We start from the raw sequence: 23,169 nt of genomic DNA, 5'->3' as shown, positions 1-23,169 counted from the left end.
GGCAGTTTTCAACGATCGTTCCGGGTCGGAAAGAATCGAAAATCCTGGAGTCCGCGTCATGTTCACTGTATGTTCTGGTTTCCGTTTCGCAATCGTAACAAGGGCAATCCCGTGGACGACAGGATCGTGGACCCGCACGAGATCGGGACCGACATCCATCCGGAGGATGAGGGCCATGGGCGTGCGCTGCGCCCGGCGAGCCTGGACAGCTTCATCGGCCAGCGCAAGGTGCGCGACAACCTGGCGATCTTCATCGCCGCAGCCCGGGACAGGGGCGAGGTGCTCGACCACGTGCTGCTGTCGGGCCCGCCCGGGCTCGGCAAGACGACGCTGGCGCAGATCGTCGCGCGGGAGATGGGCGTCGGCTTCCGCCCGACCTCCGCGCCGACCATCCAGAAGCCGGGCGAGCTTGCGGCGCTGCTCGGCAGCCTGCAGCCCCAGGACGTCCTCTTCATCGACGAGATCCACCGGCTTCATCCGGCGGTGGAGGAGATCCTCTACACGGCGATGGAGGACTTCCAGCTCGACCTGATCATCGGGGAGGGGCCCTCCGCCCGGTCGGTGCGCATCGACCTGCCGCCCTTCACCCTGGTCGGGGCGACGACCCGGGCGGGCGCCATCAGCCGCCCGCTGCGCGAACGCTTCGGCATCCCGCTGCATCTCGAGTTCTACGACCAGGCCGAGCTCGAGCTGATCGCCGGCCGCGCGGCGCGCCTTCTGGGCATCGCAGCGACCGCCGACGGCCTTGCCGAGATTGCATGCCGCGCACGCGGAACCCCGCGGATTTCGGGCAGGCTGCTGCGCCGCGTCCGCGACTACGTTCAGTATGCCGGCTTGCCGGTGCTCGACGGGCAGTCCGCCGCGGCGGCGCTGGACCGGCTGGAGGTCGACCGCCTGGGACTGGACGCCATGGACCGCCGCTACCTGCGTCTCGTCGCCGAGGGCTTCGGCGGCGGGCCCGTCGGCGTCGAGACGCTGGGCGCCGCGCTGGGCGAGCAGCGCGACGTGCTGGAGGAGGTCGTCGAGCCCTATCTGATCCAGCAGGGCCTGCTCCAGCGCACGCCGCGCGGACGCCTGCTGACCGCCAATGCGTGGCGCTATCTCGGACTTGCCGTGCCCGAGCTCCCGGCTCGGCGCGACGCCGCCTGAGGCGCCGGCGGGCAGCATCCTTGATCCAGGGGTCCTTGATCCGGGCGCGCGGCCGTGCTGACCTGCCGCCACGGCTGCGGAGTGGTCGGCATGACGGATCTTGTGGTGCGCCCGGCTGCGGCCGGGGACGAGGACACTGTGGTTGCTCTGTGGCGGGCCTGCGGCTTGACCGTGCCGTGGAACGATCCGGTCATGGACTTCCGGCGCGCCCTCGGCCGAGAAGGCTCGGACATACTCGTGGGCGAGCTTGCCGGGGCCGTGGTCGCCAGCGCCATGGTCGGCCATGATGGTCACCGGGGATGGCTCTACTACGTCGCGACCGATCCGGCCTGCCGCGGCCGCGGCTTCGGCCGGCACGTGACCGCCGCGGCCGAGGACTGGGTGAGGGCGCAGGGAATCCGCAAGATCATGCTGATGGTGCGCGCCACGAACACCGCTGTTCTCGGCTTCTACGATTCCCTGGACTTCGCACCGTCCCAGGTCGTCGTGCTGCAGAAGTGGCTGGACGGCACCAGGGCCTGAACACTTGGGGTGCTGTCCAGGTCAGCCTCGCCGGAACACGACCGTCAGATTGTTCGCCGGCATGGGATGGATCTCCGGCGCCGTGAAGCCGACCGCAGCCGCGGCTTCGGCGACCCTCTCCAGGTCGCGCACGCCCCAGGCCGGGTCGCGGGCGCGCAGATCCTCATCGAAGGCCGCATTGCTGGGTGCCGTATGCGCGCCGCCCCGCCGGAACGGGCCATAGAGGACCAGCGGCGCGCCGCCGGGCAGCAGCTCGGCCGCGCCGGCCACCAGGCCGAGCGCCGCATCCCACGGCGCGATGTGGATCATGTTCGCGCAGAAGACCGCATCGGCACGCGCGACCGGCCAGGGCCGGCGCGTCGCGTCGATTTCGAGGGGGGCCAGCAGGTTGGGCAACCCCGCGCTCCAGGCGGCAATGCTGGCCCGCAGCTCCGGATCGCGGTCGCTGGGCTGCCAGACGAGGCCGGGCAGCGCCGCGGCAAGGAAGGCGGCGTGCTGGCCGGTTCCGCTGGCCACCTCGAGCACGAGGCCCGAAGCCGGGAGCACCTGTCGCAGCACCGAGAGGATCGGATCCCGGTTGCGTTCGGTCGCCGGCGCGTGCCGGCGCGCATCGGGCGCCGGGGATCTCTCGTCCTGTCCTGCCATGGGGCTGCCTGTTCCGTCTCGGGCCGGGTGCTGCCCGCGGCGCTATGCTTCGGCATAGCCGGCCGGCAGGCGGGCTATACGAATAGCATTTCGACTTCACCGTCACGGACTCCAGATCTCTTCGGAAAAGGGGAGTTCGCAATGAAGCCGCGTATCCTCGTCGCCGAAGACGAGCTGCTGATCCGTTTCGCCCTGACCAAGCTGCTCGGGACCGAGGGCTATGATGTCGTCGCCGAGGCATCCGGCGCCGACGAGGCGCTCCATCTCGCCCGCGACATACTGCCGGACATCTGCCTGCTGGACGTGAATCTGAGTGGCGGATCCGACGGGTTCGCCGCGGGCCGTTGGATCGCCGGCGAGCTGGGAATTCCGGTCGTCTTCGTTTCGGCCACGGCATCCGCCGAGACCGTGCAGGGCATGCCCTTCCTCGAGAAGCCCTATTCGGCCGCGCGGCTCGTCGGCACGCTTGGCGCGGCCCTCGACGCGACTGAATTGGGCGGTGTCCGGGCCGATTGCGCCGGCGCTTAGCCGCGGCTCAGTTCCGATTGAAGAGCACGATGTCCCGGGGAACCGGATCCGGCGTCTCCCCGCCCCGGATCCTTTCGAGCATCCGGATGCTGTCGTGGAGCGTGGTCCGGCCCCATGGCTTGCGGATGTATCCGACCGCCACCGCGCACGCGCTGCTGTCCCGGACGATCTGGCCGCTGACGAACAGCGTCACGGTGCCCCAGCGCCGGTGCAGCTCGACGGCGAGCGCCTCGCCGGCGCCGTGGCCATCCGCGAGGTTGATGTTGACGAGCGCGACTTCGGGCGGCGTGGCCTCGGCCAGGGCCAGCCCCTCCAGGCGGGAGACGGCGGGGCCGAGAATGCTGTGCCCGGCGTTCTCGAGCGCCGCCTCGATCTCCATGGCGACAAGAGCCTCGTCCTCCACGACCAGCACTCGCAAGACGTGCCCTCTCTGGATTTCGGGCCGTCTTAATAGTGGCGCGGGGGCTGTTCCGCCATGGTCCGGTAGGGTTACGCCGCGCCCGCGGCCGATCCCTCCTTCGACAGGCTGCGCAGGTCGGCGCGCAGCCGTTCCGCATCGGCCCCTGCGAGGGTGCGTTCCGTCGCCGCATGGGCAGCCGTCCAGAGCGGGACCGCTGCGGCGAGGAGCGTGGCGCCCGCCGGGGTCAGCGCCAGGAGGCGGCTGCGCCGGTCGGCGCCGTCGACGCTCACGATGACCAGGCCGCGCCGCTCCAGCGGCTTGAGGGCCGCCGTCAAGGTGGTGCGGTCCATGGCGAGCAGCACCGACACCTGCCGCATGTTGGGCGGCTCCGGCCGGTTCAGGGACATCAGCAGCGAGAATTGGCCGCTGGTCAGGTCGAGCGGCCTCAGCACCTCGTCGAAGCGGCGTGCAAGCGCGCGCGCTGCCCTCTGCACGTGTAGGCACAGGCAGGTGTCGCGGACCAGAAGGGTTGTCTCGAAGGGTACGTCTTGCGTCGGCATCACGAGATAAATGTTGACGTCAACTTTTTCGTCAAGGCGGCACGGCGCCGCAGGTGCCCTGACCGCAGTTTCCGAGCCGATCAATGCAGCCAAGCAGCCATGGCGGCAGGAGCTGTGACAAACCTTGCCGCCGCTAATTAATGCATCATTAACCATAAAGGGGCGTGGTAGCGTCCGGAATAACGAGCCGTCACGCGAAGCGGTGGGGATGATGCGGTACCGAATGAAAATGCGTTCGCGCCTGCTCGTGGCAGGTGCCTCGGCGGGGGTCGCATGCGGTCTGGCCCTGGCTGCCGGGGCGGCGGGCGCCGGCGAGTTCCAGGCGTGGCAGGGGCGGATCGGGGTCAGTTCGAGCGTTCAGAAGAAGGGTCTGGACGGCAAGGATGTAAGGATCGGGATCCTCGACACGGGCGTGGAGACCTCCCACCCCGAGTTCAGGAACGCCGCGGTGCGATCGGCATCGACCAGCCTCGTCTCCACGCCCTGGAACGATGATGCGACGAACCATGGCACGGCCGTGGCTTCGGTCGCCCTGGCCCGGCGGGACGGCAAGGGGATCGTCGGCGTCGCGCCGGCGGCGAAGCTCGTCGGAGTCAAGATCGGCGACCCGGGTTCGACGATCCCATTGATCGCCGAGGGCATCCGCCATGCCGCCGACAACGGTGCCCAGGTCATCAATGTCAGCTTCGCTACGAACGGCTGGAGCCCGGCCTTGCCGGCGGATACGGCGCTTGCCGACGCGCTCGCCTATGCCGCGACCCGCAGCGTCCTCGTCTTCGCCGCCGGCAATGAGGGACTGACGGTTCCCAACTGGCTTGCGATGCATCTGCTGGGCGCCGGCGTTCGCGGCAGCGGGATCATCGTCGGCAGCGTCGATGCCGCCAACGCGCCCTCGGCCTTCTCCAACAAGCCCGGAGCCGCCGCCATCGACGGCGCCGCGGCGAAGAACCTGTTCCTGATGGCCCCGGGCGAGGCGCTGACGCTCGCGACGCCGGCGCTCGGCTACAGGACGGGCTCCGGCACGTCCTTCGCCGCGCCGGCGGTGGCCGGTGCCGCTGCGCTGGTCAAGGCGATGCACCCCCACCTGACCTCGGCCCAGATCGTCGACATCCTCCTGCGCACCGCCCAGGACATCGGTGCCGCGGGCGCCGACGACAACACGGGCCGCGGGCTGCTCCGGGTCGACAAGGCACTGGCGCCCGTCGGCACCACCAGGATCCCGACCGGCACCACCGTGGCGCAGGCCGTCCCAGCCAAGGCAAGCGGCATCTCGGCGCCGCGCGCAGCCGGAGCCATGCCGGGTGTCGCCGCGGCCCTGTCCGACGGCGTCATCGTCGACGACTACGGTCGCGACTTCGCGGCGGACCTTTCGGCCGGCCTCCTGCGCCCGGGGCCGCGGCTCGGCGTGCGCCAGCTTTTCGGGCTGGACTCCCGCGGGCGCCGCATGATCGAGACGAACCTGCCGGGAGGCTTCCGCTTCGCCACGACCGTCGATGCCTGGTCCGACAGACCGGCCGGGGGCGCCACGCGCTCGGCCCGCTTCACCACGGATCCCACGGTTCCCGACCGTGACACCTGGTCCCTGGGTGGCCGGATCGGCGCCGACAGCTTCGCGTTCGGCTTCGGCCCAGGCGCGGTCGCGCGCATGCCGGAGGCGCCGGCCGAGGCCTCCCTGTTCCTGAGCGCCGAGGGCGGGACCATCGCGCGCCCGGTCCTGGCGCTGGCCGAGGGCGGTGCCTATGTCCACGTGCTGCACGATCTTTCCGAGCAGTGGTCCCTCGGCGTCGGCTTCGTCCAGGGTGAGCGCTCCGCCTGGGGCGGCGAGGCGGCGGGGGCGCGGGCCCTGAGCTTCCGGACGCGCTTCACGCCCATGCCGGGCTTCGCCTTCGAACTGAGCCCGACGATGCTGGACGAGCGGGACTCGGCCCTGGGCGGTGTCTCGCAGGGGGCCTTCGACCTCGGGAGCCGGACGCGCACGGTCGGTCTGGACGCGTCCTTCACGGCCGAGATCGCCGAGGGCCTGACCTTTTCGGGCCATCTGACGCAGGCCTTCAGCCGGGTCGAGGGGGCGGGGAGCAGCCTGTTCCGCAATGTCTCGTCCCTGCGCAGCGAGGCGATGGGGGTCAGCCTCTCGCGTGCCAACGTGCTGTCCGACGGTGATCGCCTCGGCTTCGCGGTGGACCGTCCCCTGCGGCTGCGTTCCGGCCGGGCCGCCATGGACGTTCCCGTCGGCCGCGGCGAGGACGGCAGCGTTGCCTACGACCGCCGCGAGGTGGACCTCGAGCCCTCGGGCAGCGAGACCACCTTCGAGCTCAGCTATGCGCGTTCGCTGCCGCTCGGCGCGATCGGCAGCCTGCACCTGATCCACCAGGAGGATGCCGGGCACGTCGCCGGCGCCCGCGCCGAGGCCGTTGTCGGTCGGGTGCGGCTGGCCTTCTGACGCAAGTCCCACGGACCTGTCCAGGCGCGCCGCGGGGTACCCCTGCGGCGCGCCTTTGGCTTTCGCCTCCGTCGGCTTTGACGGGCCGCGCGGAGCGGGTAGGCTCCGCAGGCGCGGAGACGAGGAGGGACGGTGGCGGGACTGGGGGACTGGGCCGATGCCGGGCGCGATGCGCTCGGCCGGATCGGCGAGGCGGCGCGCGGCCTTCTGGCGCCCGAGCTGCGCCTGGGGGTGACGGGGCTGCGCCGCTCCGGGAAGACCGTCTTCGTCACCTCGGTGCTCGACAATCTGCTGAAGGCCGGGCGCCTGCCTTTCCTGGACGCCGTCGCCGAGGGGCGGTACCGGGCCGCCCAGCTCCGGCCGCAGCCCGACTGGGCGGTGCCGCGCTTCGCCTACGAGCGCCATCTGGCGGCGCTGACCGCCGCGGAGCCGGATTGGCCCGCGGCGACCTCGGCCGTCAGCGAGATCCGCCTGGCCGTCCGCTTCGAATCCGGATCGATGATCCGACGCAACCTGCCGGCCGCACCGACCCTGACCCTCGACATCGTCGACTATCCCGGGGAGTGGCTGATCGATCTCGGCCTGCTGGACCAGGATTTCGAGACCTGGTCGCGCACCACGCTGGACCTTGCCGCGCGCGAGCCGCGACGGTCCCTGGCTGCCGAGTGGGTCGCGGCCCTCGCCGGCACCGACCCCGCCGCCCCCTTCTCGGAAGGCGAGGGGCGGCGCCTGGGCGACCTCTATGCGTCCTATCTGCGCGCCTGCCGGGATGCGCCCACGGCCCATCTGAGCCTCCTGCAGCCCGGGCGGTTCCTGGAGCCCGGCGAGCTGGAGGGCTCGCCCATGCTGACCTTCTGCCCCCTGCCGGCCGCTGCGGGCCGGGCCGGACGCGGCAGCCTGCACGCGACCTTCTCGGCGCGCTTCGAGGCCTACAAGCGCAAGGTCGTCCAGGTCTTCTTCGCCGAGCATTTCCGGCGTCTCGACCGCCAGGTCGTGCTGGTCGACCTGCTGGGCGCGCTGAATGCCGGCCCGGCCGCGCTCGACGACATGCGCGCGGCCCTGGACCAGATCCTCGGCGCCTTCCGGCACGGCCGGGCGGGATGGCTCGCCCGCCTGACGGGCGGGCGGATCGACCGGGTCCTGTTCGCCGCGACCAAGGCCGACCACGTGGCCTCGAACCAGCACGGCAACCTGAAGAGCCTGCTGGCTGGCTTCGTGGCCGAGCGGGCGCGCGCCGTCCGCTTCCAGGGGGCCGAGGTCGAGTGCATGGCCCTGGCCGCCGTCAAGTGCACCGAGACCGTGACGACCGAGCATGACGGCCGGCAGCTCTATTGCGTGCAGGGGATTCCGCTGGGCCGGGATCGGCCGACCGTGCTCTTTCCCGGCGAGCTGCCGGACCATCCCGGACGGATCGGTCCTGACGACCTGGGCCGCTTCAGTTTCCTGAGCTTCAGGCCGCCTCCCGGGCTCGGCCGCGACGGGCGGGGGCTGCCCAATATCCGGCTCGACACGGCGCTGCAGTACCTGATCGGGGACCGTCTCGCATGAGCAAGGACCCGGAGACGCGCGAGGCTTCCGGCCTCCTTCCGCGCGAATTCGCGCCAGAGCAGGCCCGGCCGGCCGATCTGCCGGCCGAGATCGAGGGCGGCGTGCCCGCGCCGGTCGAGCCGGCGGTGCCGCGCGCCCGTCGCTGGGGCCTCCGGCTGTTCTTCGGATCGGCGGCGGCGCTGGTGGTGGCCTCGCTGGGCTTCGACACGGCCGCGCTGCTGGGGCGGGCCTGGGCGGTCAGCCCTTGGCTCGGCGGCGCCGTCGGGGCGCTGGTGATCGGGCTGCTGCTGGGCCTGATCGGTCTCGCCGCTGGAGAGATGGCCGGGCTGCGCCGCCTCGAGCGGGTCGAGGCGCTGCGCGCCCGGGACGGCGAGGGCGGCAAGGCCCATGCCGCCGCAATCGCCGGCCTGTACCGCGAGCGCCCGGATCTGCGCGCCGCCGTCGACGCGCTGCAGCGCCAGGTCACCGATGCCCATGACGAGGCCGAGGCGATGGCCCTGGTGGACCGCATCCTGATGAACCGCATCGATGCGCGAGCCTACGAGCTGGTCCTGCGCGCCGCGCGCGACACGGCCCTCGCCACGGCGGTCAGCCCCTCGGCGCTGCTGGACGCGGCGCTCGTGGTCTGGAGGAACCTGCGGCTCGTGCGCGAGATCGCGACGCTCTACGGCATCCGGCCGGGCTGGGTCGGGGGCGTGCGCCTGCTGCGGCGGATTACCGCGCATCTGGCGGTCGCCGGCGTCGCGGACACCGGCAGCGATCTCGTGGTCGAGGGGCTCGGAAGCGGGCTCGCCGCAGCGGTCTCGGCGCGGCTCGGCCAGGGAATGGTCAACGGGTTGCTGACGGCGCGGATCGGGCTCTCGGCCATGCAGGTGTGCCGGCCGCTGCCCTTCCCGGCCGGCGCCCGGCCCAGCCTCGGCAAGATCCGCCGTGCGCTGCGCTCGATCCCGAACCAGATTCTCTAGCCATAATCGAGACAGGTGCTCCGGCCATGCGGCTGCAGGTCGTCCACGCCCATCCCCTGCGGGACAGCTTCAACCACGCGGCCTTCCGCACCGTCGTCGACACGGCCCATGCCGCGGGGCATACGGTCGTCGAGACCGACCTCTACGCGATGGCCTTCGATCCTGCGCTGGGCGCGGAGGAGCGCGCCTCCTACTATGCGCCGCCCTATGACGACACGCGGGTGCGCGGCCTCGTGGAAGAGCTGCGCCGCGCGGAGGGCCTGATCTTCGTCTTCCCGACCTGGTGGTTCGGCATGCCGGCCATGATGAAGGGCTATTTCGACCGCGTGTGGGGCCCGGGAATCGCCTTCGATCCCGATCCGGAGGGCGGGCGGATCCGCCCGCTGCTGACCCATGTCCGGCTGTTCGGCGTCGTCACCAGCTACGGATCGCCCTGGTGGCTCACGAAGCTGGTGGGGGATCCCGGGCGCAAGCAGATCATGCGCGCCCTGAAACCCATGTGCGGCAGCCGGACGAGGACGTTCTGGCTTGCGCTCCATGACATGGATCGGGCCACCGCGCGCGATCGCGAGGCCTTTCTCGGCCGCCTGCGCCGCAGGATCGGGAAGATTCGCTGACCGGCCAGGGAGCGGGTCCGCGGCCGCGCTGTTGCTCCACCCGTGATGGACACGGGCGGAGCGGGCAGGATGATCGTCTCGATCGTGCGGCGTGGTCGGGGCCCCGATGGCTGGTGACGTGGCCGGTGACGCGCCCCCGGCCGGCTACGTGCGGGCGCAGGGATCGGACGCGCCGCGTCGCGCCTTCCGCATCACGCTCGGCCTGCGCCGCGGGTTCGGCGAGGAGGGCCGCATCTACGACATGGAGGAGGCCGTGCGCGCGGCCCTGGCGTGGATGCGCCGGCGGTCCGCGGAGGGCGAGCCGTTCGTGACGGGGATGTTCACCCGTGGCGAGGTTCTCTATGCGAACCCCCGGGACGGCGCAGCCGACCGCGAGCCGGTCGCCGTCTTCTCGGGCGAGATTCTCTGGGGCATGCCGGGCAGCGACCTCGACGACGAGGCGGTCATGGCCGTGCTCGACGACCTGGCCGGCTCGGTCGGCGCCGTGCTCGGCCAGGAGGAGGTGCATGTCGCGTTCCGCGACCGTGGCTGGACGCTGCGGCGAGCCTGAACCCCGGTTCGGTTCTCCGGCCCAGGGTCGGACCTGCGCTCAGGCGGCGCCGGCGCCGTCCGCAGGAACGGGCGGGAAGGCCAGGGCTTGGTCGCCGCGCAGCTTGTGGGCGATCGCGAAGAGACCCGTCGCGGCGAAGGACGCCAGCACGAACACGACGCCGGCGACCAGAATGGCGAGGACGACGAAGATCAGCGTTTCCATTTTCGACCTCTCGGTGAAGCTGGAGAACGCTAGCGCAGGCCCGGCATCGGAACATTGAGGCACGTCAAAGAACGTGACGCGACCGGAAGAACTAGCCGGTCGGCGCCCCGGCCCAGGAAGAAGCCCCCGGTTTCGAGTTCTCGGTCTAGTTGTCGCCGTATCGGTCGAGCTGGCGCCGCAGGTCCGATGCCTCGCGGCGCAGCCCTTCGAGACGCAGGCGATCCGGATCCGTCCGGCACATTTCCGACGCGATCAGCGCCTCGAGCTGCAACTGCTCCTGGCGCATGATGCCGATCAGCATGTCCTTCATGGCCACCCTCCGTTGCCCCGCCGCCGACATTTTCCCGTAATGCCCGCAGGGTGGCAATGCGGCGCCAGGGTGCGGGACGATCCGGTATCCAAAAGATCCGCAGGCCCTGGACAATTAACCAATCCAAGGGTAGTAGTCGGCTCAATTCCCTTCCTTCCCGCCGGTCCGGAATCCGTCCATGCACCGCCGATTCCTGCTGCGACTCGTGCTGGGAGCGCCAACAATGCTCGTGCTCGGGAGGGGCGGCGGAGCGCTGGCCGCCGCCATCCCGCCGCCGCGTCGCAAGCCCGCGCTGCGCGTGCCGCCTCTGGTGATCCTCGATCCCGGCCATGGCGGACGGGATCCCGGCGCGGTGGGGCGCCGCGGCACTCAGGAGAAGGACGTGGTGCTCGATATCGCACGGGCCGTTCAGCGGAGGCTGGCCGGCTCGGGGCAGGCCCGCGTCGACATGACGCGCAGCACGGACGTGTTCCTGGCGCTCGACGAAAGGGTGGAGATCGCGCGCCGCGCTGGCGCCGACCTGTTCGTCTCCATCCATGCGGACAGCGCGCCGAACCTGGAGGCGCGCGGCCTCTCGGCCTATACGCTCGACGAGAACGCGACGGACGACTTCGCCCGCAAGCTCGCCCAGCAGGAGAACCTGGCCGACCGCTTCGCCGGCCTGGACCGCCGCGGGGCGAAGGCCGTCGCCGCCATCCTGAACGACCTGCGCGCGCGCCACACCAGAGACACCGCCCTGCGCGCGCGGGCGGCCCTCGTCGATGGGGCGGGGCGCACGCTTCGCCTGCTCGAAAATCCCATGCGCTCGGCGAACTTCGCCGTGCTACGCGCGCCCGACGTGCCTTCCATGCTGATCGAGACCGGCTTCCTGTCCAACCGCGAGGACGAGTCCATGCTGCGCGACCAGCGGCAGCGGCGCCGCATCGCCGAGGTAATCGCCGACGAACTGGCCTCGCTGGCTGGCAGCGCGCTGTTCGCCTGACCCGGTGCCATCCTGGCGCCACACATCACGACCATTTTAGGAATCGTGGCAGAAAGGCGTTGCAATCGAGGGGACCCTGTGACTTTTACGCTTCACCCGCCGCGCGGCGGGCAACGGAGGGATGTCTTGAGATCCTGGTCGCGTCCGGCGGCCCTGGCCGCCCTGGCGGGTGTGATCCTGGTGACGAGCGGCTGCGCCCCGCTCGCGGTCGGCGCTGCGGCGACCGCGGCCGGCACCGCGGCAGCGCAGGAGGGCGGCGTTCAGGGCGCCGTCACCGACGCCGGGATCCATGCCGAGATCAACCATCTCTGGTTCCAGCACGACGTCGAGATGCAGCGTGTCCTCGACATGACAGTCACCAATGGCCGCGTGCTGCTGACGGGACGTGCGACGACGCCCGAGATGCGTCTCGACGCCGTGCGCCTTGCCTGGCAGGCGCGGGGCGTCAAGGAGGTCATCAACGAGGTCGAGGTCGGCGACAGCGGCGGCCTGGGCGCTACCGCGACCGACACGTGGATCACCACCCAGCTCCGCTCCCGCCTTCTGTTCGACCGCGACATCGCCTCGCGCAACTACTCCATCGACACGGTCGGTGGGGTCGTCTACCTGATGGGCGCGGCGCGCGACCAGACCGAACTCGACCGCGTCATCGGCCACGCGCGGGCGGTCGCGAACGTCAAGCGCGTGGTCAGCTATGTCCGGGTCTGAGGCGGGCGGCCCGTCACGGCGGCTCACCTCCCTGGCGGCGCTTCTCCTGGTCTTCCTCGGGCTTCTCTGCCCGCCCGCCTGGGCGGCCGCGGCCGAGGATGCCCAGGCCGCCGCCAACAAGCAGTTCGTGCAGGCCCTGATGTTGGTTCGCAAGGCCGAGGTGAGCTTCGATCCCAAGGACGAGGCAGCTCTGCTGCGCGAGGCCGAGAGGCTGATCGACGAGATCGTGCAGCGCTGGCCCGAGAGCGCAATTGCGGTTCAGATCGTCACGAACCAGTACATCGGCGATTTCGACGTCTACGAATTCCGGCAGAAGGTTCGCTCGCTGGTCTGCAACGAGGCGCTGAGCACGGCGTGCTTCCTCTACCGCATCGAGGAGATGCTGCCGCCGCTCGACGACCCCATCACGACGCCGCGCTGGGACTGGCTCTCGCTGGCGGTCGCGCATCACCTCAAGGGATCGCAGGACCACGCGCGCGAGCTGATCCAGCCCTTCGTCGCGGCAGCGCGCAGGGGCGGCGTTCAGGGCGACGCCGGCGATCTGTTCGTGTCACGCGCGCTCGCGCTGATGGGACAGACGGATCTTGCGCTCCAGATCACCCGCGGCATCCCCGATTGCTCGACGCGGCTCTACAACCTCACCGACATCGCCGAGGTGTTGAGCTGGCGCGGTGCCAAGGAGCAGGCCGCGCAGCTCGCCGAGGAGGCCAAGGGGTACGCGGCCGCGCACAAATGCACCTGGGAGCTGGGCCTCGTGGTCCAGGCTCTGCTGCAAACCGGTCGGGAGGCCGAGGCGCGGACCTTGTTCCTGAACACGGTCGAGCAGCAGTTCTCGCGCTTCCAGGCCAACCGGTCGAAGACGCAGTGCTGCCCCGCCGAGCTGGCGGTGGCGGCGGCCCAGGTCGGCGACCCGAACCTCGCGCTGAACATCCTGCGCACCGTCCAGGACGAGAGCCCCTGGACAATTCCCGCGGTGCTCGGCCGCCTGGCCCGGCGGGGCGAGACGCAGTTGACCGGCGCCTTCCTGGAGCAGGTGCAGGATGTCGACCTGCGCGCCGAGATCCTGGGACAGTTCGTCTCCGCCGCCATCGGGCGCGGCGATCCCGCGGCCGCTCAGGAGAACCTGCGCGCCCTGGTCGAGCTCAGCGAGCAGCCGTCGGGGCGCCGACCCACAGTTCTCGCCCAGCGGGCCGTCGCCGAACGCCAGAGCTTCGAGGACGAGCGCTGGCGTACCAGCTTCCAGGCGGCGCTGAACGCGGCCGAGAAGAGCAGCGCCTTCGTGCGCCGGGACATCGGCGCGCCGCTGCTGGCCGCGCTGATCGAGATCGAGACCGGCAATCCGCTTCTCGACTGATCCGGTGCTCCCGCAGTCTTCCGGGCCGCCCGGCCCATGCTAGAGCAGACCCCGCGTCCCCGATCAGGGTGGACGCCGGACCGCAACAGGTAACCGACCCAGCCCGCCGCAGGACCAAAGATGACCGAGAGCCAGCCCGCCTACATCCTGACGATCTCGTGCCCGGACACGCTCGGCATCGTCGCCGCCGTCTCGGGCTTCCTGTCGGGTGCGGGCTGCAACATCCTCGACAGCCAGCAGTTCGGCGACAGCCTGAGCGGGCTGTTCTTCCTGCGCGTCCATTTCGAGGCACCGCCCAGCGTCGGCGGGCAGGCGGAGATCGAGCGCGGCTTCGCCGAGGTCGCGGCGCGCTTTTCCATGAACTGGGCGCTGCATGACGCCGCGCGCAAGGCGCGCGTGCTGATCATGGTCTCTCGCCTGGGGCATTGCCTCAACGACCTGCTGTACCGGTACCGCACAGACAGCCTGGCGATCGAGATCCCGGCCATCGTCTCGAACCACCGCGACTTCTATCAGCTCGCGGCCTGGCACAACGTGCCGTTCCATCATCTCCCGGTCGCTCCCGAGACCAAGGCGCAGCAGGAGAGGCGCCTGCTGGAGATCGTCGAGGCCGAGAAGGTGGACCTGGTCGTCCTCGCCCGCTACATGCAGATCCTGTCGCCGGAGCTGTGCACGGCGCTGCAGGGCCGGTGCATCAACATCCATCACTCCTTCCTCCCGAGCTTCAAAGGCGCGCGGCCGTACCACCAGGCCTTCTCGCGCGGGGTGAAGCTGATCGGTGCGACTGCCCACTACGTCACGAACGAGCTGGACGAGGGCCCGATCATCGAGCAGGAGGTGGAGCGCGTGGACCATCGCCTGACCCCCGAGGAACTCGAGGGCGTCGGCAGGGACATCGAGAGCGTCGTGCTGGCGCGCGCCGTCCGATACCACGTGGAGCACCGCGTGCTCCGAAACGGCAACAAGACCGTCGTCTTCCGCTGAGCCGAGGCCGCCTAGGACATCCAGAAGTCGCCAGGCTGGCCGGCCCCGCCCCCGACGAGCCATTCGTCGATTGCCTGATCCCAGGCCGCCGCGGCGCGCAGATAGCCCGCCGCGTTGAGGTGGATGCCGTCGGGCGAGAGATCGTCGGACGTCGCCAGCATGTCGACGACGCGGGCGTCCGAGCCCGTGTACCCCACCAGCGTACCGAGCATCGTGTTGTAGCGTTCGATGACCTCGTTGCCGGTCTCCGCGCGCAGCGGCGATACCGGAAGCTGGGGACCCAGCGGCTGCAGCTTCATGACGAAGACCGCCGGATCCGCGGGATGGTCGTCTATCAGGCGCAGGAGCTGGACCATCTCCGCGATCATGGTCTCGGCGCTGTCGCCGCCGTTCACGTCGTTGGTACCGACGAGCAGCAGCACCACATCGGCCGGATTGGCGTCCAGCAGCGCTTCGACCCGCGTCCTGCCGGTCGTGGGATCCAGCGCCTGGGCGTACCAGTCGATCGTCATGCCGCCGTGCCCCTCATGGTCGGGGTCGGCGATCGCCCCGCCCCGCAGCGAGCCGACGAAGTCGAAGGGGACGCCGCCGGCGGCCAGCATGGCCTGCAGCGGGCCGCGATAGCCCCCCGGAGACTGCGGGTCGACGGCCATGCCCTGGGTGTTCGACGCACCGAGCGGCATGATCCGCAGGGGCTGCTCTGCCGAGAACATGGGGAGGGCTCCTGGACCTGATGGAGCCGGCAGATGGGATGGGCGGAGGCTCCTGTGAACCCTTGGGCGCGTGAGCCTTGGGGCGTGATCCCTGGAACAGCGAGCCCGCCGCGCGGTCGCGGCGTTGCGTCAGCGGGCCAGGGTTGTGGGCTTCTCGGCCGTACGCGGCGTGAACACCGCCTGGGTGATGGCGCGCTCGATCTGCTCGCGGGTGAAGGGCTTCTTGATCACCGGGCCGAGATGGTCGAGCCCGCGCTGGCGAAGTTCCTCGGCGAAGGCGGTGACGAAGATGATGGGCAGGCTGCTCCGCTCGCGCAGCGCCTGGGCGGTCGCGATCCCGCTGTCGCCATGGGCGAGCCGCAGATCCATGAGGGCCAGGGTCGGGTTCTGCGCGGCAGCGACGGCCAGCGCCTCGTCCTGGGTGGCGGCGGTGCCGGCGACCCGGTGCCCCATGGAGATCACGGTCTCGCTGAGGTCGAAGGCGATGATCGCGTCGTCCTCGACGATCAGGATGGTTGCGACGAGCTGCTCGCGCACGGCGGCCTGGGCGCCCGCCATCGCCTCGCGCACCCGTTCTGGGGCGATTGCCATTACCTCGGCGACCTGCGAGAAGGACAGTTCCTCCAGGCTCACCAGCACGAAGATCCGCCGGTACTCCTCGGGCAGCCGGCGCAGCGCCTGCTCGATCGGATGCAGGACCGCGGACGCGGGGGGCTTGCCGCCTCGCTCGTCGAACAGCCGGTTGATGGCGGCGTAGAGGGGGATGCGGCTCGCCGGGACCACCGGTTGGTCGAGGCGGTAGGCCTCGGGTGCATCGAAGGCCTCCTCGACGGCGCGGGTGACCAGCGCATCGCCCTCCTCGGTCGAACCCGCGAGGGCACGGCCGTAGCGGCGCAGGAAGGGAAGGTGCGCCATCAGATTGTCGGCGAGGGCGTCCATATCCGTCCCGCTACGGTCCAGGAGATCGCTTGGAAATGTTCAATTTATTAGGGTCGCCGGCAGTGTTTTTCAAGTTGCGCTCCCGATTTCGGCCTCTTGCCTTAGCCGTAAGTCCAAGAGCCGGAGACCTACCCGAATGGGGGAAGGGAAGCTCCCCCCCGCCGCCCGGCGGCCGGGTCTGGCGCGCTGCGTGAAGGGCGGAAAAGCCCGCGCGGAAAGGGGCGCGGGGCCCTCGGGCGCCGTGCCCGGCATGGAACCGGGGCCGGCGCGGGCGGGTTAACTCACAACCATGCAAGACCTCCTCCTCGTCGCCTCGCGCATGCCTGTCCCCGCGATCGCCGGGGAGGACGCGCGGGCCTGGCGGATGCTGCGGCACCTGGCGGGGCGTTACCGCGTCCATCTCGGCTGCGTCGGCAATCCCGAGAGCGACCGGCGGAGCGAGGGGCTGGTGCGCCAGTTCTGCCAGAGCATGCATGTGGCGAAGCCGGTCGAGGCGCCGCGGCGGCCGGGTCTGCTGACCTCGCTCCTCGGGGGCGGCGCCGATTCGCGGCTCAATCCGGGCCTGCTGGCCTGGGTCCAGAGGGTCTGGAACGAGCAGCGCCCCGCCCGGGCGCTGGCCCTCGGCGGCGATGCCGCTCCCTTCGCGCTTCTGCGCCCGGATCTCCAGGCCGTCCGAATCCTCGACCGCGCCGACCTGTGCCGCGGGGCGGCCGCGCTCCGCTGGGCGGAGCCGCCGGCGGGCCTGTCCGCGCTGCGGAGATGGTTCCGCGACCGCGAGGCGCGGGGGCTGGTCACCCAAGGGCGGGGCGATGCCGACGGCGCGGTTCAGCTCTTTCCGGACCCCGCCGCGGTCGACCGCTTCAAGGGACTCCTTCCTACCGATGCCGAACGGTTCCGCCATCTGCCGGACGGCGTGGATGTCGAGCATTTCACCCCCTCGCGCAGCTATCCCGACCCCGGTGGCCTGGGAGCCCCCACGCTCGTCCTCGCCGGCAGCGGCGGGGGCTCTGCGCAGCCGGACTTCGAGGCGATCCTCTGGTTCACGGCGCTGGTCTTCCCGGTGGTGCGCGCGGGCGTGCCGGAGCTGCGCCTCGTGATTTCCGGCGGCGCCGGCATGGCGGCGCTGGACATGATCCGCGGCCTGCAGGGCGTGGTCCTTGCCCCTTCGGACCCGGATCCGCGGCCCTGGCTCGCCCATAGCAGCGCGGTCGTCCTGCCCCAGCGCGCTGCGGCCCGCGAGGCGGCGCTCCAGGCCATGTCCATGGCCCGTCCCGTGGTCGGCACGGCAGCCGCCCTGGCCGATCTCGGGGAGGCGTCGGGACGCGAGCTCTGGCGCGCGGATACGGCCGAGGAGTTCGCCCGGGCCGTCCTGGCCGCGATGAACCCGCAGATCGGGAATGCCGCCGGGCGTGCCGCGCGCGCCCGGGCCGTGGCGGACCATAGCTGGGAGCGGGTGTTGGCGAGGCTCGACCGCCTCCTGGAGGGGGAGCCCGTCGCGACGAGCCTTGCCGGCTGGCCCCTGCCCACCCGGCTGCGCCCCTGAGCCACGCCCCACCGAGCCGCGCCCCACCGAGCCGCGCCCCACCGGCGTCGCCGGTTCCGCTCGCCCACGGCGGGGAATAGGTGCTATAGCGCCTGCGCGATTTCCGGCATGGAGGCGTCCTTGGCACAGGGGCAGAAGCTTCATCTCGTCTTCGGCGGTCAGCTCGTCCGTCCCGACACCACCGAATTCATCGACCCCGCGAAGATCGACATCGTCGGCATCTACCCGAACTATGCCGAGGCCTACAAGGCATGGCGGGGTGCGACGGCGCGGACCATCGACGACGCGCACATGCGCTACTTCATCGTGCACCTTCACCGCTTCCTGGATCCGGACGCCGAAGGAAAAGGGTGAAGACCCCGCCAAAAGTGGTAGTCAGCCACTTATTTTCTGCTGGGATCCGAATGAGTCGGACGTGCGAACGAAACGGAATCCCGCTGCCCGTGTTAACTGGGCAATGGTGTGATTCCTCCCTGAACCGCCAGTGACTGACGGCCGCCGATGCGCAAGCGTCGGCGGCTTCTTTTTTTCTTACCCCTTCACGGCGTTGACGGTATCACAGCGGCGCAATTGCGCCGCCCACGCAGACGGAGGAGGGGCGACCTGTCGCTAATCCGTTTTCTGGCTATGATGGCCTGCCGAGGACGACCGGACCCGAGATGGCCGAACACAGTGATGACCACATCCTCAACGGGATTCCCAAGGCCGACCGCGAGGAGTTCCTGCGATGGCGCGAGCGGGTCCGCGGCACGAACATCTCGGGGAAGACGCTTCTTGCGACGGACTACCTCAATCATTTCAACGAGATCGTGATGCTCGTCGAGATGGTCCCGGACATGCCGGACATGATCGACGAGTGCCGGGCCTGGTGCCCCAAGGGCTACCAGCAGCATTTCCGCGAGAGCGGGTTCCATGACCGCGACCTCGCCATCGAGGCGTACGAGCATGTGCCGAAGCCGTTCCGCGACGCCTTCGAGGCCACGATCGAGCAGATGAATGCCGTGGTCGCCTTCACCGTCGGCCGGATCGAGGAGGCGAGGTCGGCCGGTGACGAGGAGAGGCTCCGACGCGACTGCCAGCTCGCCGTCGGGATGATGCAGCGCATCGTCCAGGTGGCGAACGGCATCATCCACGGCAGCGCCCACGTGATGCAGCAGGACGAGATCGACGCGACCCTGGGGCTGTGACGGACATGACCGGACAGACCATGAAGATGCCGCAGGCCACCGAGCGCACGGGCCATGTCGACACCTTCGTCCGCGACCGGCTGCCGCCGGCGGACGAATGGCCGGTGCTGCCGATCGAGCCGCCCTATCGCCAGCCCGCCCGGGTCAATGCTGCCGCGGCCCTGCTCGACGCCCGGGTCGCGGCGGGCGACGGCGCACGGCCCTGCCTGCTTTCGATGCGGGAGGGGTGGAGCTATGCCGAGACGCTCGACCGCGTCGACCGCATCGCCCGGGTGCTGACCGAGACGGCTGGGCTCGTGCCGGGTGGACGGGTGCTGCTGCGCGCGCCCAACTCGCCGATGCTCGCGACCTGCTGGCTGGCCGTCGTGAAGGCGGGCGGCATCGTCGTGGCGACGACGCCGATGCTGCGCGCGGCCGAGATCGCGCAGACGCTGGAGCGTGCACGCATCGACATCGCCCTCGCCGAGGACCAGCTCTGCGACGAGCTGCAGGTCGCCAGCTCGCTGACGGAGCCGCGGCCTCGGGTGATCGGGTTCTCGGAGCTCGCGCGTCGCGCTGCGAATGCCGCTCCAGGCTTCCCGGCGGCCGACACGGCGGGGGACGACCCCTGCATGATCGCCTTCACCTCGGGCACCACCGGGGCCCCGAAGGCCGCCGTGCACTTCCACCGAGACGTGCTGGCGGTGACGCAGGGCCTGCCCAGGCTGCTGGGAGCGCGGCGCGACGATGTCTTCTGCGGCGTGCCGTCGCTGGCCTTCGTCTATGGTCTCGGCGGCCTGCTGCTGTTTCCCCTGAGCCTGGGCGCCGCGGCCGTGCTGATCGAGAACCCGACGCCCGCCGCAGTGACCGAGGCCATCGCGCGGCATCGCGCGACGATCCTGTTCGGCGTGCCGACGGCCTATCGCCGGCTGCTGGACACGGGCTTCGGCGAGATGCCCACCCTGCGCGCCTGCGTCTCGGCGGGCGAGGCCCTGCCAGCAGCCCTGTTCGACCAGTGGCTGTCGCGGACGGGTCTGCCGCTGCTGGATTCGATCGGCTCGACCGAGATGCTGCACACCTTCATCGCGGCATCGCCCCACGACGCCGTGGCGGGCTCCACCGGGCGGCTGCTGCCGGGCTATTCCGCGGAGATCTTCGACGCCGACTTCCGCCCCGTGCCGCCGGGCGCCGCCGGGCGGCTGGGAGTGCGCGGCCCCGTGGGCTGCCGCTATCTCGACGACCGGCGGCAGACGCTTTACGTCCAGCGCGGCTGGAACATGACCGGCGATGCCTTCATCCGGGACGAGGGCGGGCGCTTCTGGTACCAGTCGCGCACCGACGACCTGATCGTCTCCGCGGGCTACAACATCTCCGGCCAGGAGGTCGAGGCCCTTCTCGCGACGCATCCGGCGGTCGCGGAATGCGCGGTCGTAGCGGTCCCGGACATCGAGCGGGGCTTCGTGCCCAAGGCATTCGTGGTGCCCGCCGCCGGGCGCAGCCCGGGCCCCGAGCTCGGGGAGGAACTGAAGCTCTGGGTACGCGACCGGCTGGCGCCCTACAAGTATCCGCGCCTCGTCGAGTTCGTGCAGGACCTGCCGAGGACCGAGACCGGCAAGCTGCAGCGCTACAAGCTGCGCCAGCTCGAGGAACGGCGCGCCCAGGGCTGGGCGGGCCCGGCCGCCGGCGCGATGCCGGCCTGACCTCGCGCGCCGGCCGCCGAAGCGGGCGCGGTCAGGACAGGCAGTCGGCGAGCCGGGCCGGCCGAAGCCGGTGTCGCGCCAGCAGCTCCGCGAAGCCGTCGCCGGCGAGATAGTCGTATTCGGCGCGCCGGGGCGTGGTCACAGGATCGACCTCGGCGAGCTCGGCGTCCGGGAAGCCGGGATGGCACATGACCAGCCCGCCGCGAGGCAGGGCTGTCACGAAACGCTCCATCAGCGGTCCGAAGGGCTCGCGGCCGGACAGGTCGTAGATGCCGCTGAAGCCGTGGTTGTGGGGCAGGCCGCCGCGCAGCGCCCGCCGACGCAGCCCCCAGCCCAGGCGCGAGATCAGCAGCGCCTTGGAGATGGCGACGCCGCGGCGGAGGATCCGTGCGGTCGGCTCGGCGCAGATGCGCAGGTAGATGCCGGTCCCGGCGAGCCGCTCGATCAGCGCCTCGCGGATCCCGGGAAGCTGGTGAACGTGCTGGTGCCCGTCCACGAAGGCCGGCGGGCGGCCGAGGGCGGCCTCGAAGGCGGCGAGCTGGCGGTCAATCTCGGCGCCGATCTCGGCTTGGTCGAGACGTCGCCCCAGGGCGAGCGCCATCAGCCGGGGCAGCGGCGGCAGGCGCCCATTGGGAGCGAGCCGCGGCATCGGGCCGAGCGCCCGCTGGTCGGTCAGCGTCAGGTGCAGGCCGGCATCGATGCCGTCCGCATGCGGGCGCAGCCAGGCGGCGTGCTCGGGCCAGAAGGGGCTGACGGTCATGCTCCCCGTGGCCGAGAGCCGCCCGCGGGCGACGAGGTCCAGGATCGCGCGGCTCACGCCGGGCGACAGGCCGTAGTCGTCGGCGCACAGGACGAAGGGCATAGTCATGCGCCGCAGCTAAGCATTGCCGCGTGCTGACGCCAAGTGCGCGCGGCATGACGGCGGCTCCTCCCTCCCCCTTTCGCGGGACTCGACCCCTCGGAGGCCCGCGGGCATTGTTGTGGGCCGCGGTCTCCGCGGCCGGCGCCGGGTGACACTGCCAAGAGCCGAGGACCCAGAGGAACCGCCATGCCGACCGATTCCGAGAGTGCCCGCCCGCCGTTCGATCCGCTGGCGCTCGGGCGCCGCGACTTCCTGGAGCTGACCGGAGCGGGAGCCGCCGTCCTCGGCGCGGCCTTGCTGGGCGGGTTGCCGCTCGTCTCTGGCGGGGCGCTGGCGCAGGCGGCGCCCAAGCGCGGCGGCACGCTGAAGGTCGCCTGCCCCCCGGCCACCGGCATCGACCCCGTCAAGATGGACAGCTCCGGCGCCATCGCGATCGTCCAGCAGGTCGCGGAATACCTGGTCTGGACGGAGCCCGACCTGACGCTGCGCCCGGTACTCGCGACGTCCTGGCGGGCCGAGGACGGCGGGCGGAGCTGGATCTTCGAACTCAGGCGCGGCGTGAAGTTCCATGACGGCCGAGACTTCACGGCCGACGACGTGGTGGCGAGCTTCCAGCGGCTGGTCGACCCGCAGCAAGCCTCGGCCGCCCGCGCCCAGCTCGGGTTCCTGCGCAAGGAGTACATCACCAAGATCGACAGCCACACGGTCCGCTTCGACCTGGACCGCCCGATCGGGGCCTTCCCCTATTACACGCAGGTCTACAACGCCGTGATCCTGCCGGCGGACTACAAGGGCGACTTCGCCGAGAAGCCGATCGGCACCGGCCCCTTCCGCATGACCGAGTTCAAGCCGCAGCAGGGCGCCGTGCTGGTGCGCAACGAAACCTATTGGGACGAGGGGCGGCCCTATCTCGACCGCGTCGAGATCCAGAACTACGAGGCGCAGCCGCCGATGATCCTGGCGCTCAAGGGCGGCCAGGCCGACATGATGCTGCTGACGACCTTCATCGACGGACGCCCGCTGCTGGACGACCCTGCCATCGAGGTGATCGCCTCGCCCTCGGCCGAGCACCGGCAGCTAACGATGCGCACGGACCGCAAGCCCTTCGACGACAAGCGGGTGCGCCAAGCGGTGGCGCTGTGCCTGGACCGCCAGGCGCTGATCCAGGGTCTGCTCGGCGGGCGTGCGGAGCTCGGCAACGACCACCCGGTGGCGCCGATCTATCCCGAGAAGGTGCAGCTCGCGCAGCGCAAGGCGGATCTCGGCCAGGCGCGCCGGCTGCTCGCCGAGGCGGGCTATCCCAACGGGATCGATGTCGAGCTCTACACCGCCCAGTACCAGGAGCTGCCCCAGTACACCGCGCTGATCCAGCAGATGCTGGCGCCGGCCGGGATCCGCGTGACGCCGAAGGTCGAGCCGGTCAACGCCTACTACGACCACTGGACGGAGGTCCCCATGGGCCTCACGGACTGGACCAGCAGGCCCACCGCCGCCCAGATCCTGAACGTCGCCTTCAAGGGCGGGGCCGAGTGGAACGCCGCCAAGTGGCGGAACGCAGAGTTCGACACGCTGCTGGAGAGCCTGGACGCCGAGCCGGACCTGGCCAAGCGCACCGAGATCGCCGGGCGTATCGCGGCCATCATGAACGACGAGGTGCCGGCGGTGATCGCCTACTTCACGCGCAACCTGCGCCCGGTGCGCAAGGGCGTGAACGGCGTGCCTGCGAGTCTGTCGCAGTTCCTCGACCTCACCCGGGCCTGGAAGGCCTGACGGCGGGAGG

General features: G+C 70.8%; 25 protein-coding genes. 17 read left to right on the top strand and 8 right to left on the bottom strand.

The window, feature by feature from the left end:
* Nucleotides 1-69 precede the first annotated feature (69 nt).
* Both ruvB and JUB13_RS17150 read left to right on the top strand, forming a co-directional pair.
* The gene (gene ruvB / locus JUB13_RS17155; RefSeq protein ID WP_207481135.1) at nt 70-1,149 is read left to right on the top strand and encodes a Holliday junction branch migration DNA helicase RuvB; all 1,080 of its coding nucleotides are present in this window, start codon (nt 70-72) and stop codon (nt 1,147-1,149) included.
* 90 nt (nt 1,150-1,239) lie between these two features.
* A complete protein-coding gene (locus JUB13_RS17150) occupies nt 1,240-1,671 on the top strand; it encodes a GNAT family acetyltransferase (protein WP_207481133.1) in 432 nt (143 codons plus the stop codon).
* Between the two features lie 21 nt (nt 1,672-1,692).
* Here the strand turns inward: JUB13_RS17150 and JUB13_RS17145 are convergent, their stop codons facing one another.
* Nucleotides 1,693-2,316, bottom strand: a complete 624-nt coding sequence (locus JUB13_RS17145) for a DUF938 domain-containing protein (RefSeq protein ID WP_207481131.1) — start codon at nt 2,314-2,316, stop codon at nt 1,693-1,695.
* Nucleotides 2,317-2,457: 141 nt separating this feature from the next.
* On the opposite strand from JUB13_RS17145, the gene JUB13_RS17140 reads away from it, so the two are divergent.
* Nucleotides 2,458-2,844 (top strand): response regulator, encoded by a 387-nt coding sequence (locus JUB13_RS17140; protein ID WP_207481129.1) that lies wholly within the window; start codon nt 2,458-2,460, stop codon nt 2,842-2,844.
* 7 nt (nt 2,845-2,851) lie between these two features.
* Here JUB13_RS17140 and JUB13_RS17135 read toward each other — a convergent pair whose 3' ends face one another.
* Nucleotides 2,852-3,262 (bottom strand): response regulator, encoded by a 411-nt coding sequence (locus JUB13_RS17135; protein WP_207481127.1) that lies wholly within the window; start codon nt 3,260-3,262, stop codon nt 2,852-2,854.
* 71 nt (nt 3,263-3,333) lie between these two features.
* Nucleotides 3,334-3,804 carry a MarR family winged helix-turn-helix transcriptional regulator gene (locus JUB13_RS17130; RefSeq protein WP_207481125.1) on the bottom strand — a complete coding sequence of 157 codons (471 nt, stop codon included), beginning with the start codon at nt 3,802-3,804 and terminating at the stop codon, nt 3,334-3,336.
* A gap of 223 nt (nt 3,805-4,027) precedes the next feature.
* Here JUB13_RS17130 and JUB13_RS17125 point away from each other — a divergent pair, with 223 nt between their 5' ends.
* The 5 genes from JUB13_RS17125 (at nt 4,028) to JUB13_RS17105 (ending at nt 9,924) form a co-directional block, all read left to right on the top strand.
* Nucleotides 4,028-6,244 carry a S8 family serine peptidase gene (locus JUB13_RS17125; RefSeq protein ID WP_207481123.1) on the top strand — a complete coding sequence of 739 codons (2,217 nt, stop codon included), beginning with the start codon at nt 4,028-4,030 and terminating at the stop codon, nt 6,242-6,244.
* 132 nt (nt 6,245-6,376) lie between these two features.
* The gene (locus JUB13_RS17120; protein ID WP_207481121.1) at nt 6,377-7,792 is read left to right on the top strand and encodes a YcjX family GTP-binding protein; all 1,416 of its coding nucleotides are present in this window, start codon (nt 6,377-6,379) and stop codon (nt 7,790-7,792) included.
* Nucleotides 7,789-8,757, top strand: a complete 969-nt coding sequence (locus JUB13_RS17115; RefSeq protein ID WP_207481119.1) for a TIGR01620 family protein — start codon at nt 7,789-7,791, stop codon at nt 8,755-8,757. Before JUB13_RS17120 ends, JUB13_RS17115 begins: the two co-directional genes overlap by 4 nt.
* 26 nt (nt 8,758-8,783) lie before the next feature.
* Nucleotides 8,784-9,374: an NAD(P)H-dependent oxidoreductase gene (locus JUB13_RS17110; protein ID WP_207481117.1), complete on the top strand. Its 591-nt coding sequence runs from the start codon at nt 8,784-8,786 to the stop codon at nt 9,372-9,374.
* 106 nt (nt 9,375-9,480) lie between these two features.
* Complete coding sequence (locus tag JUB13_RS17105) at nt 9,481-9,924, top strand: hypothetical protein (protein ID WP_207481115.1); 444 nt, start codon at nt 9,481-9,483, stop codon at nt 9,922-9,924.
* Between the two features lie 39 nt (nt 9,925-9,963).
* Here JUB13_RS17105 and JUB13_RS17100 read toward each other — a convergent pair whose 3' ends face one another.
* Together JUB13_RS17100 and JUB13_RS17095 are read right to left on the bottom strand one after the other, a co-directional pair.
* A complete protein-coding gene (locus JUB13_RS17100; RefSeq protein WP_207481113.1) occupies nt 9,964-10,128 on the bottom strand; it encodes a hypothetical protein in 165 nt (54 codons plus the stop codon).
* Between the two features lie 145 nt (nt 10,129-10,273).
* Entirely contained in the window at nt 10,274-10,438 is a 165-nt protein-coding gene (locus JUB13_RS17095; RefSeq protein WP_207481111.1) for a hypothetical protein, read from the bottom strand.
* A 178-nt stretch (nt 10,439-10,616) separates the two neighbouring features.
* Here JUB13_RS17095 and JUB13_RS17090 point away from each other — a divergent pair, with 178 nt between their 5' ends.
* From JUB13_RS17090 to purU, 4 genes are all read left to right on the top strand, one after another.
* Complete coding sequence (locus JUB13_RS17090) at nt 10,617-11,420, top strand: N-acetylmuramoyl-L-alanine amidase family protein (RefSeq protein WP_207481109.1); 804 nt, start codon at nt 10,617-10,619, stop codon at nt 11,418-11,420.
* Nucleotides 11,421-11,546: 126 nt separating this feature from the next.
* Nucleotides 11,547-12,128: a BON domain-containing protein gene (locus tag JUB13_RS17085; protein ID WP_207481107.1), complete on the top strand. Its 582-nt coding sequence runs from the start codon at nt 11,547-11,549 to the stop codon at nt 12,126-12,128.
* Nucleotides 12,115-13,482: a hypothetical protein gene (locus tag JUB13_RS17080; RefSeq protein ID WP_236025019.1), complete on the top strand. Its 1,368-nt coding sequence runs from the start codon at nt 12,115-12,117 to the stop codon at nt 13,480-13,482. The genes JUB13_RS17085 and JUB13_RS17080 overlap by 14 nt, the downstream gene beginning before the upstream one ends.
* A 120-nt stretch (nt 13,483-13,602) precedes the next feature.
* Nucleotides 13,603-14,466 (top strand): formyltetrahydrofolate deformylase, encoded by an 864-nt coding sequence (gene purU, locus JUB13_RS17075; protein ID WP_207481105.1) that lies wholly within the window; start codon nt 13,603-13,605, stop codon nt 14,464-14,466.
* An 11-nt stretch (nt 14,467-14,477) separates the two neighbouring features.
* Here the strand turns inward: purU and JUB13_RS17070 are convergent, their stop codons facing one another.
* Both JUB13_RS17070 and JUB13_RS17065 read right to left on the bottom strand, forming a co-directional pair.
* Nucleotides 14,478-15,179, bottom strand: coding sequence for an SGNH/GDSL hydrolase family protein (locus tag JUB13_RS17070; RefSeq protein WP_207481103.1), 702 nt, complete (start codon nt 15,177-15,179; stop codon nt 14,478-14,480).
* Nucleotides 15,180-15,308: 129 nt separating this feature from the next.
* Nucleotides 15,309-16,118: a PhyR family response regulator anti-anti-sigma factor gene (locus tag JUB13_RS17065; RefSeq protein WP_207481101.1), complete on the bottom strand. Its 810-nt coding sequence runs from the start codon at nt 16,116-16,118 to the stop codon at nt 15,309-15,311.
* A gap of 289 nt (nt 16,119-16,407) precedes the next feature.
* Here JUB13_RS17065 and JUB13_RS17060 point away from each other — a divergent pair, with 289 nt between their 5' ends.
* The 4 genes from JUB13_RS17060 (at nt 16,408) to JUB13_RS17045 (ending at nt 20,527) form a co-directional block, all read left to right on the top strand.
* Nucleotides 16,408-17,661 carry a glycosyltransferase gene (locus JUB13_RS17060; protein ID WP_207481099.1) on the top strand — a complete coding sequence of 418 codons (1,254 nt, stop codon included), beginning with the start codon at nt 16,408-16,410 and terminating at the stop codon, nt 17,659-17,661.
* Between the two features lie 120 nt (nt 17,662-17,781).
* Nucleotides 17,782-18,015, top strand: a complete 234-nt coding sequence (locus JUB13_RS17055) for a DUF4170 domain-containing protein (protein ID WP_236025017.1) — start codon at nt 17,782-17,784, stop codon at nt 18,013-18,015.
* 305 nt (nt 18,016-18,320) lie between these two features.
* Nucleotides 18,321-18,848, top strand: coding sequence for a hypothetical protein (locus tag JUB13_RS17050; protein WP_207481097.1), 528 nt, complete (start codon nt 18,321-18,323; stop codon nt 18,846-18,848).
* A gap of 5 nt (nt 18,849-18,853) precedes the next feature.
* Nucleotides 18,854-20,527 carry an AMP-binding protein gene (locus tag JUB13_RS17045; RefSeq protein ID WP_236025016.1) on the top strand — a complete coding sequence of 558 codons (1,674 nt, stop codon included), beginning with the start codon at nt 18,854-18,856 and terminating at the stop codon, nt 20,525-20,527.
* A gap of 31 nt (nt 20,528-20,558) precedes the next feature.
* Here the strand turns inward: JUB13_RS17045 and JUB13_RS17040 are convergent, their stop codons facing one another.
* Nucleotides 20,559-21,395, bottom strand: a complete 837-nt coding sequence (locus tag JUB13_RS17040; RefSeq protein ID WP_207481096.1) for a ChbG/HpnK family deacetylase — start codon at nt 21,393-21,395, stop codon at nt 20,559-20,561.
* A 180-nt stretch (nt 21,396-21,575) separates the two neighbouring features.
* On the opposite strand from JUB13_RS17040, the gene JUB13_RS17035 reads away from it, so the two are divergent.
* On the top strand, nt 21,576-23,159 hold the full coding sequence (locus JUB13_RS17035) for an ABC transporter substrate-binding protein (protein WP_207481095.1): 1,584 nt from the start codon (nt 21,576-21,578) through the stop codon (nt 23,157-23,159).
* The last annotated feature ends 10 nt before the right edge of the window (nt 23,160-23,169 follow it).

Origin of the sequence: Arenibaculum pallidiluteum (genome assembly GCF_017355985.1) — a bacterium.
In the GTDB taxonomy this organism is placed as follows: Bacteria; Pseudomonadota; Alphaproteobacteria; order Azospirillales; family Azospirillaceae; genus Arenibaculum; species Arenibaculum pallidiluteum.
This window is presented reverse-complemented; position numbering and strand designations above follow the sequence as displayed.

Excerpts from the sequence above, each read along its gene's own strand:
- ruvB (WP_207481135.1), top strand. The coding sequence starts at position 70 with ATGTTCTGGTTTCCGTTTCGCAATCGTAACAAGGGCAATCCCGTGGAC.
- JUB13_RS17150 (WP_207481133.1), top strand. The coding sequence starts at position 1,240 with ATGACGGATCTTGTGGTGCGCCCGGCTGCGGCCGGGGACGAGGACACT.
- JUB13_RS17145 (WP_207481131.1), bottom strand. The coding sequence starts at position 2,316 with ATGGCAGGACAGGACGAGAGATCCCCGGCGCCCGATGCGCGCCGGCAC.
- JUB13_RS17140 (WP_207481129.1), top strand. The coding sequence starts at position 2,458 with ATGAAGCCGCGTATCCTCGTCGCCGAAGACGAGCTGCTGATCCGTTTC.
- JUB13_RS17130 (WP_207481125.1), bottom strand. The coding sequence starts at position 3,804 with ATGCCGACGCAAGACGTACCCTTCGAGACAACCCTTCTGGTCCGCGAC.
- JUB13_RS17125 (WP_207481123.1), top strand. The coding sequence starts at position 4,028 with ATGAAAATGCGTTCGCGCCTGCTCGTGGCAGGTGCCTCGGCGGGGGTC.
- JUB13_RS17115 (WP_207481119.1), top strand. The coding sequence starts at position 7,789 with ATGAGCAAGGACCCGGAGACGCGCGAGGCTTCCGGCCTCCTTCCGCGC.
- JUB13_RS17110 (WP_207481117.1), top strand. The coding sequence starts at position 8,784 with ATGCGGCTGCAGGTCGTCCACGCCCATCCCCTGCGGGACAGCTTCAAC.
- JUB13_RS17105 (WP_207481115.1), top strand. The coding sequence starts at position 9,481 with ATGGCTGGTGACGTGGCCGGTGACGCGCCCCCGGCCGGCTACGTGCGG.
- JUB13_RS17100 (WP_207481113.1), bottom strand. The coding sequence starts at position 10,128 with ATGGAAACGCTGATCTTCGTCGTCCTCGCCATTCTGGTCGCCGGCGTC.
- JUB13_RS17095 (WP_207481111.1), bottom strand. The coding sequence starts at position 10,438 with ATGAAGGACATGCTGATCGGCATCATGCGCCAGGAGCAGTTGCAGCTC.
- JUB13_RS17090 (WP_207481109.1), top strand. The coding sequence starts at position 10,617 with ATGCACCGCCGATTCCTGCTGCGACTCGTGCTGGGAGCGCCAACAATG.
- JUB13_RS17080 (WP_236025019.1), top strand. The coding sequence starts at position 12,115 with ATGTCCGGGTCTGAGGCGGGCGGCCCGTCACGGCGGCTCACCTCCCTG.
- purU (WP_207481105.1), top strand. The coding sequence starts at position 13,603 with ATGACCGAGAGCCAGCCCGCCTACATCCTGACGATCTCGTGCCCGGAC.
- JUB13_RS17070 (WP_207481103.1), bottom strand. The coding sequence starts at position 15,179 with ATGTTCTCGGCAGAGCAGCCCCTGCGGATCATGCCGCTCGGTGCGTCG.
- JUB13_RS17065 (WP_207481101.1), bottom strand. The coding sequence starts at position 16,118 with ATGGACGCCCTCGCCGACAATCTGATGGCGCACCTTCCCTTCCTGCGC.
- JUB13_RS17060 (WP_207481099.1), top strand. The coding sequence starts at position 16,408 with ATGCAAGACCTCCTCCTCGTCGCCTCGCGCATGCCTGTCCCCGCGATC.
- JUB13_RS17050 (WP_207481097.1), top strand. The coding sequence starts at position 18,321 with ATGGCCGAACACAGTGATGACCACATCCTCAACGGGATTCCCAAGGCC.
- JUB13_RS17045 (WP_236025016.1), top strand. The coding sequence starts at position 18,854 with ATGACCGGACAGACCATGAAGATGCCGCAGGCCACCGAGCGCACGGGC.
- JUB13_RS17040 (WP_207481096.1), bottom strand. The coding sequence starts at position 21,395 with ATGACTATGCCCTTCGTCCTGTGCGCCGACGACTACGGCCTGTCGCCC.
- JUB13_RS17035 (WP_207481095.1), top strand. The coding sequence starts at position 21,576 with ATGCCGACCGATTCCGAGAGTGCCCGCCCGCCGTTCGATCCGCTGGCG.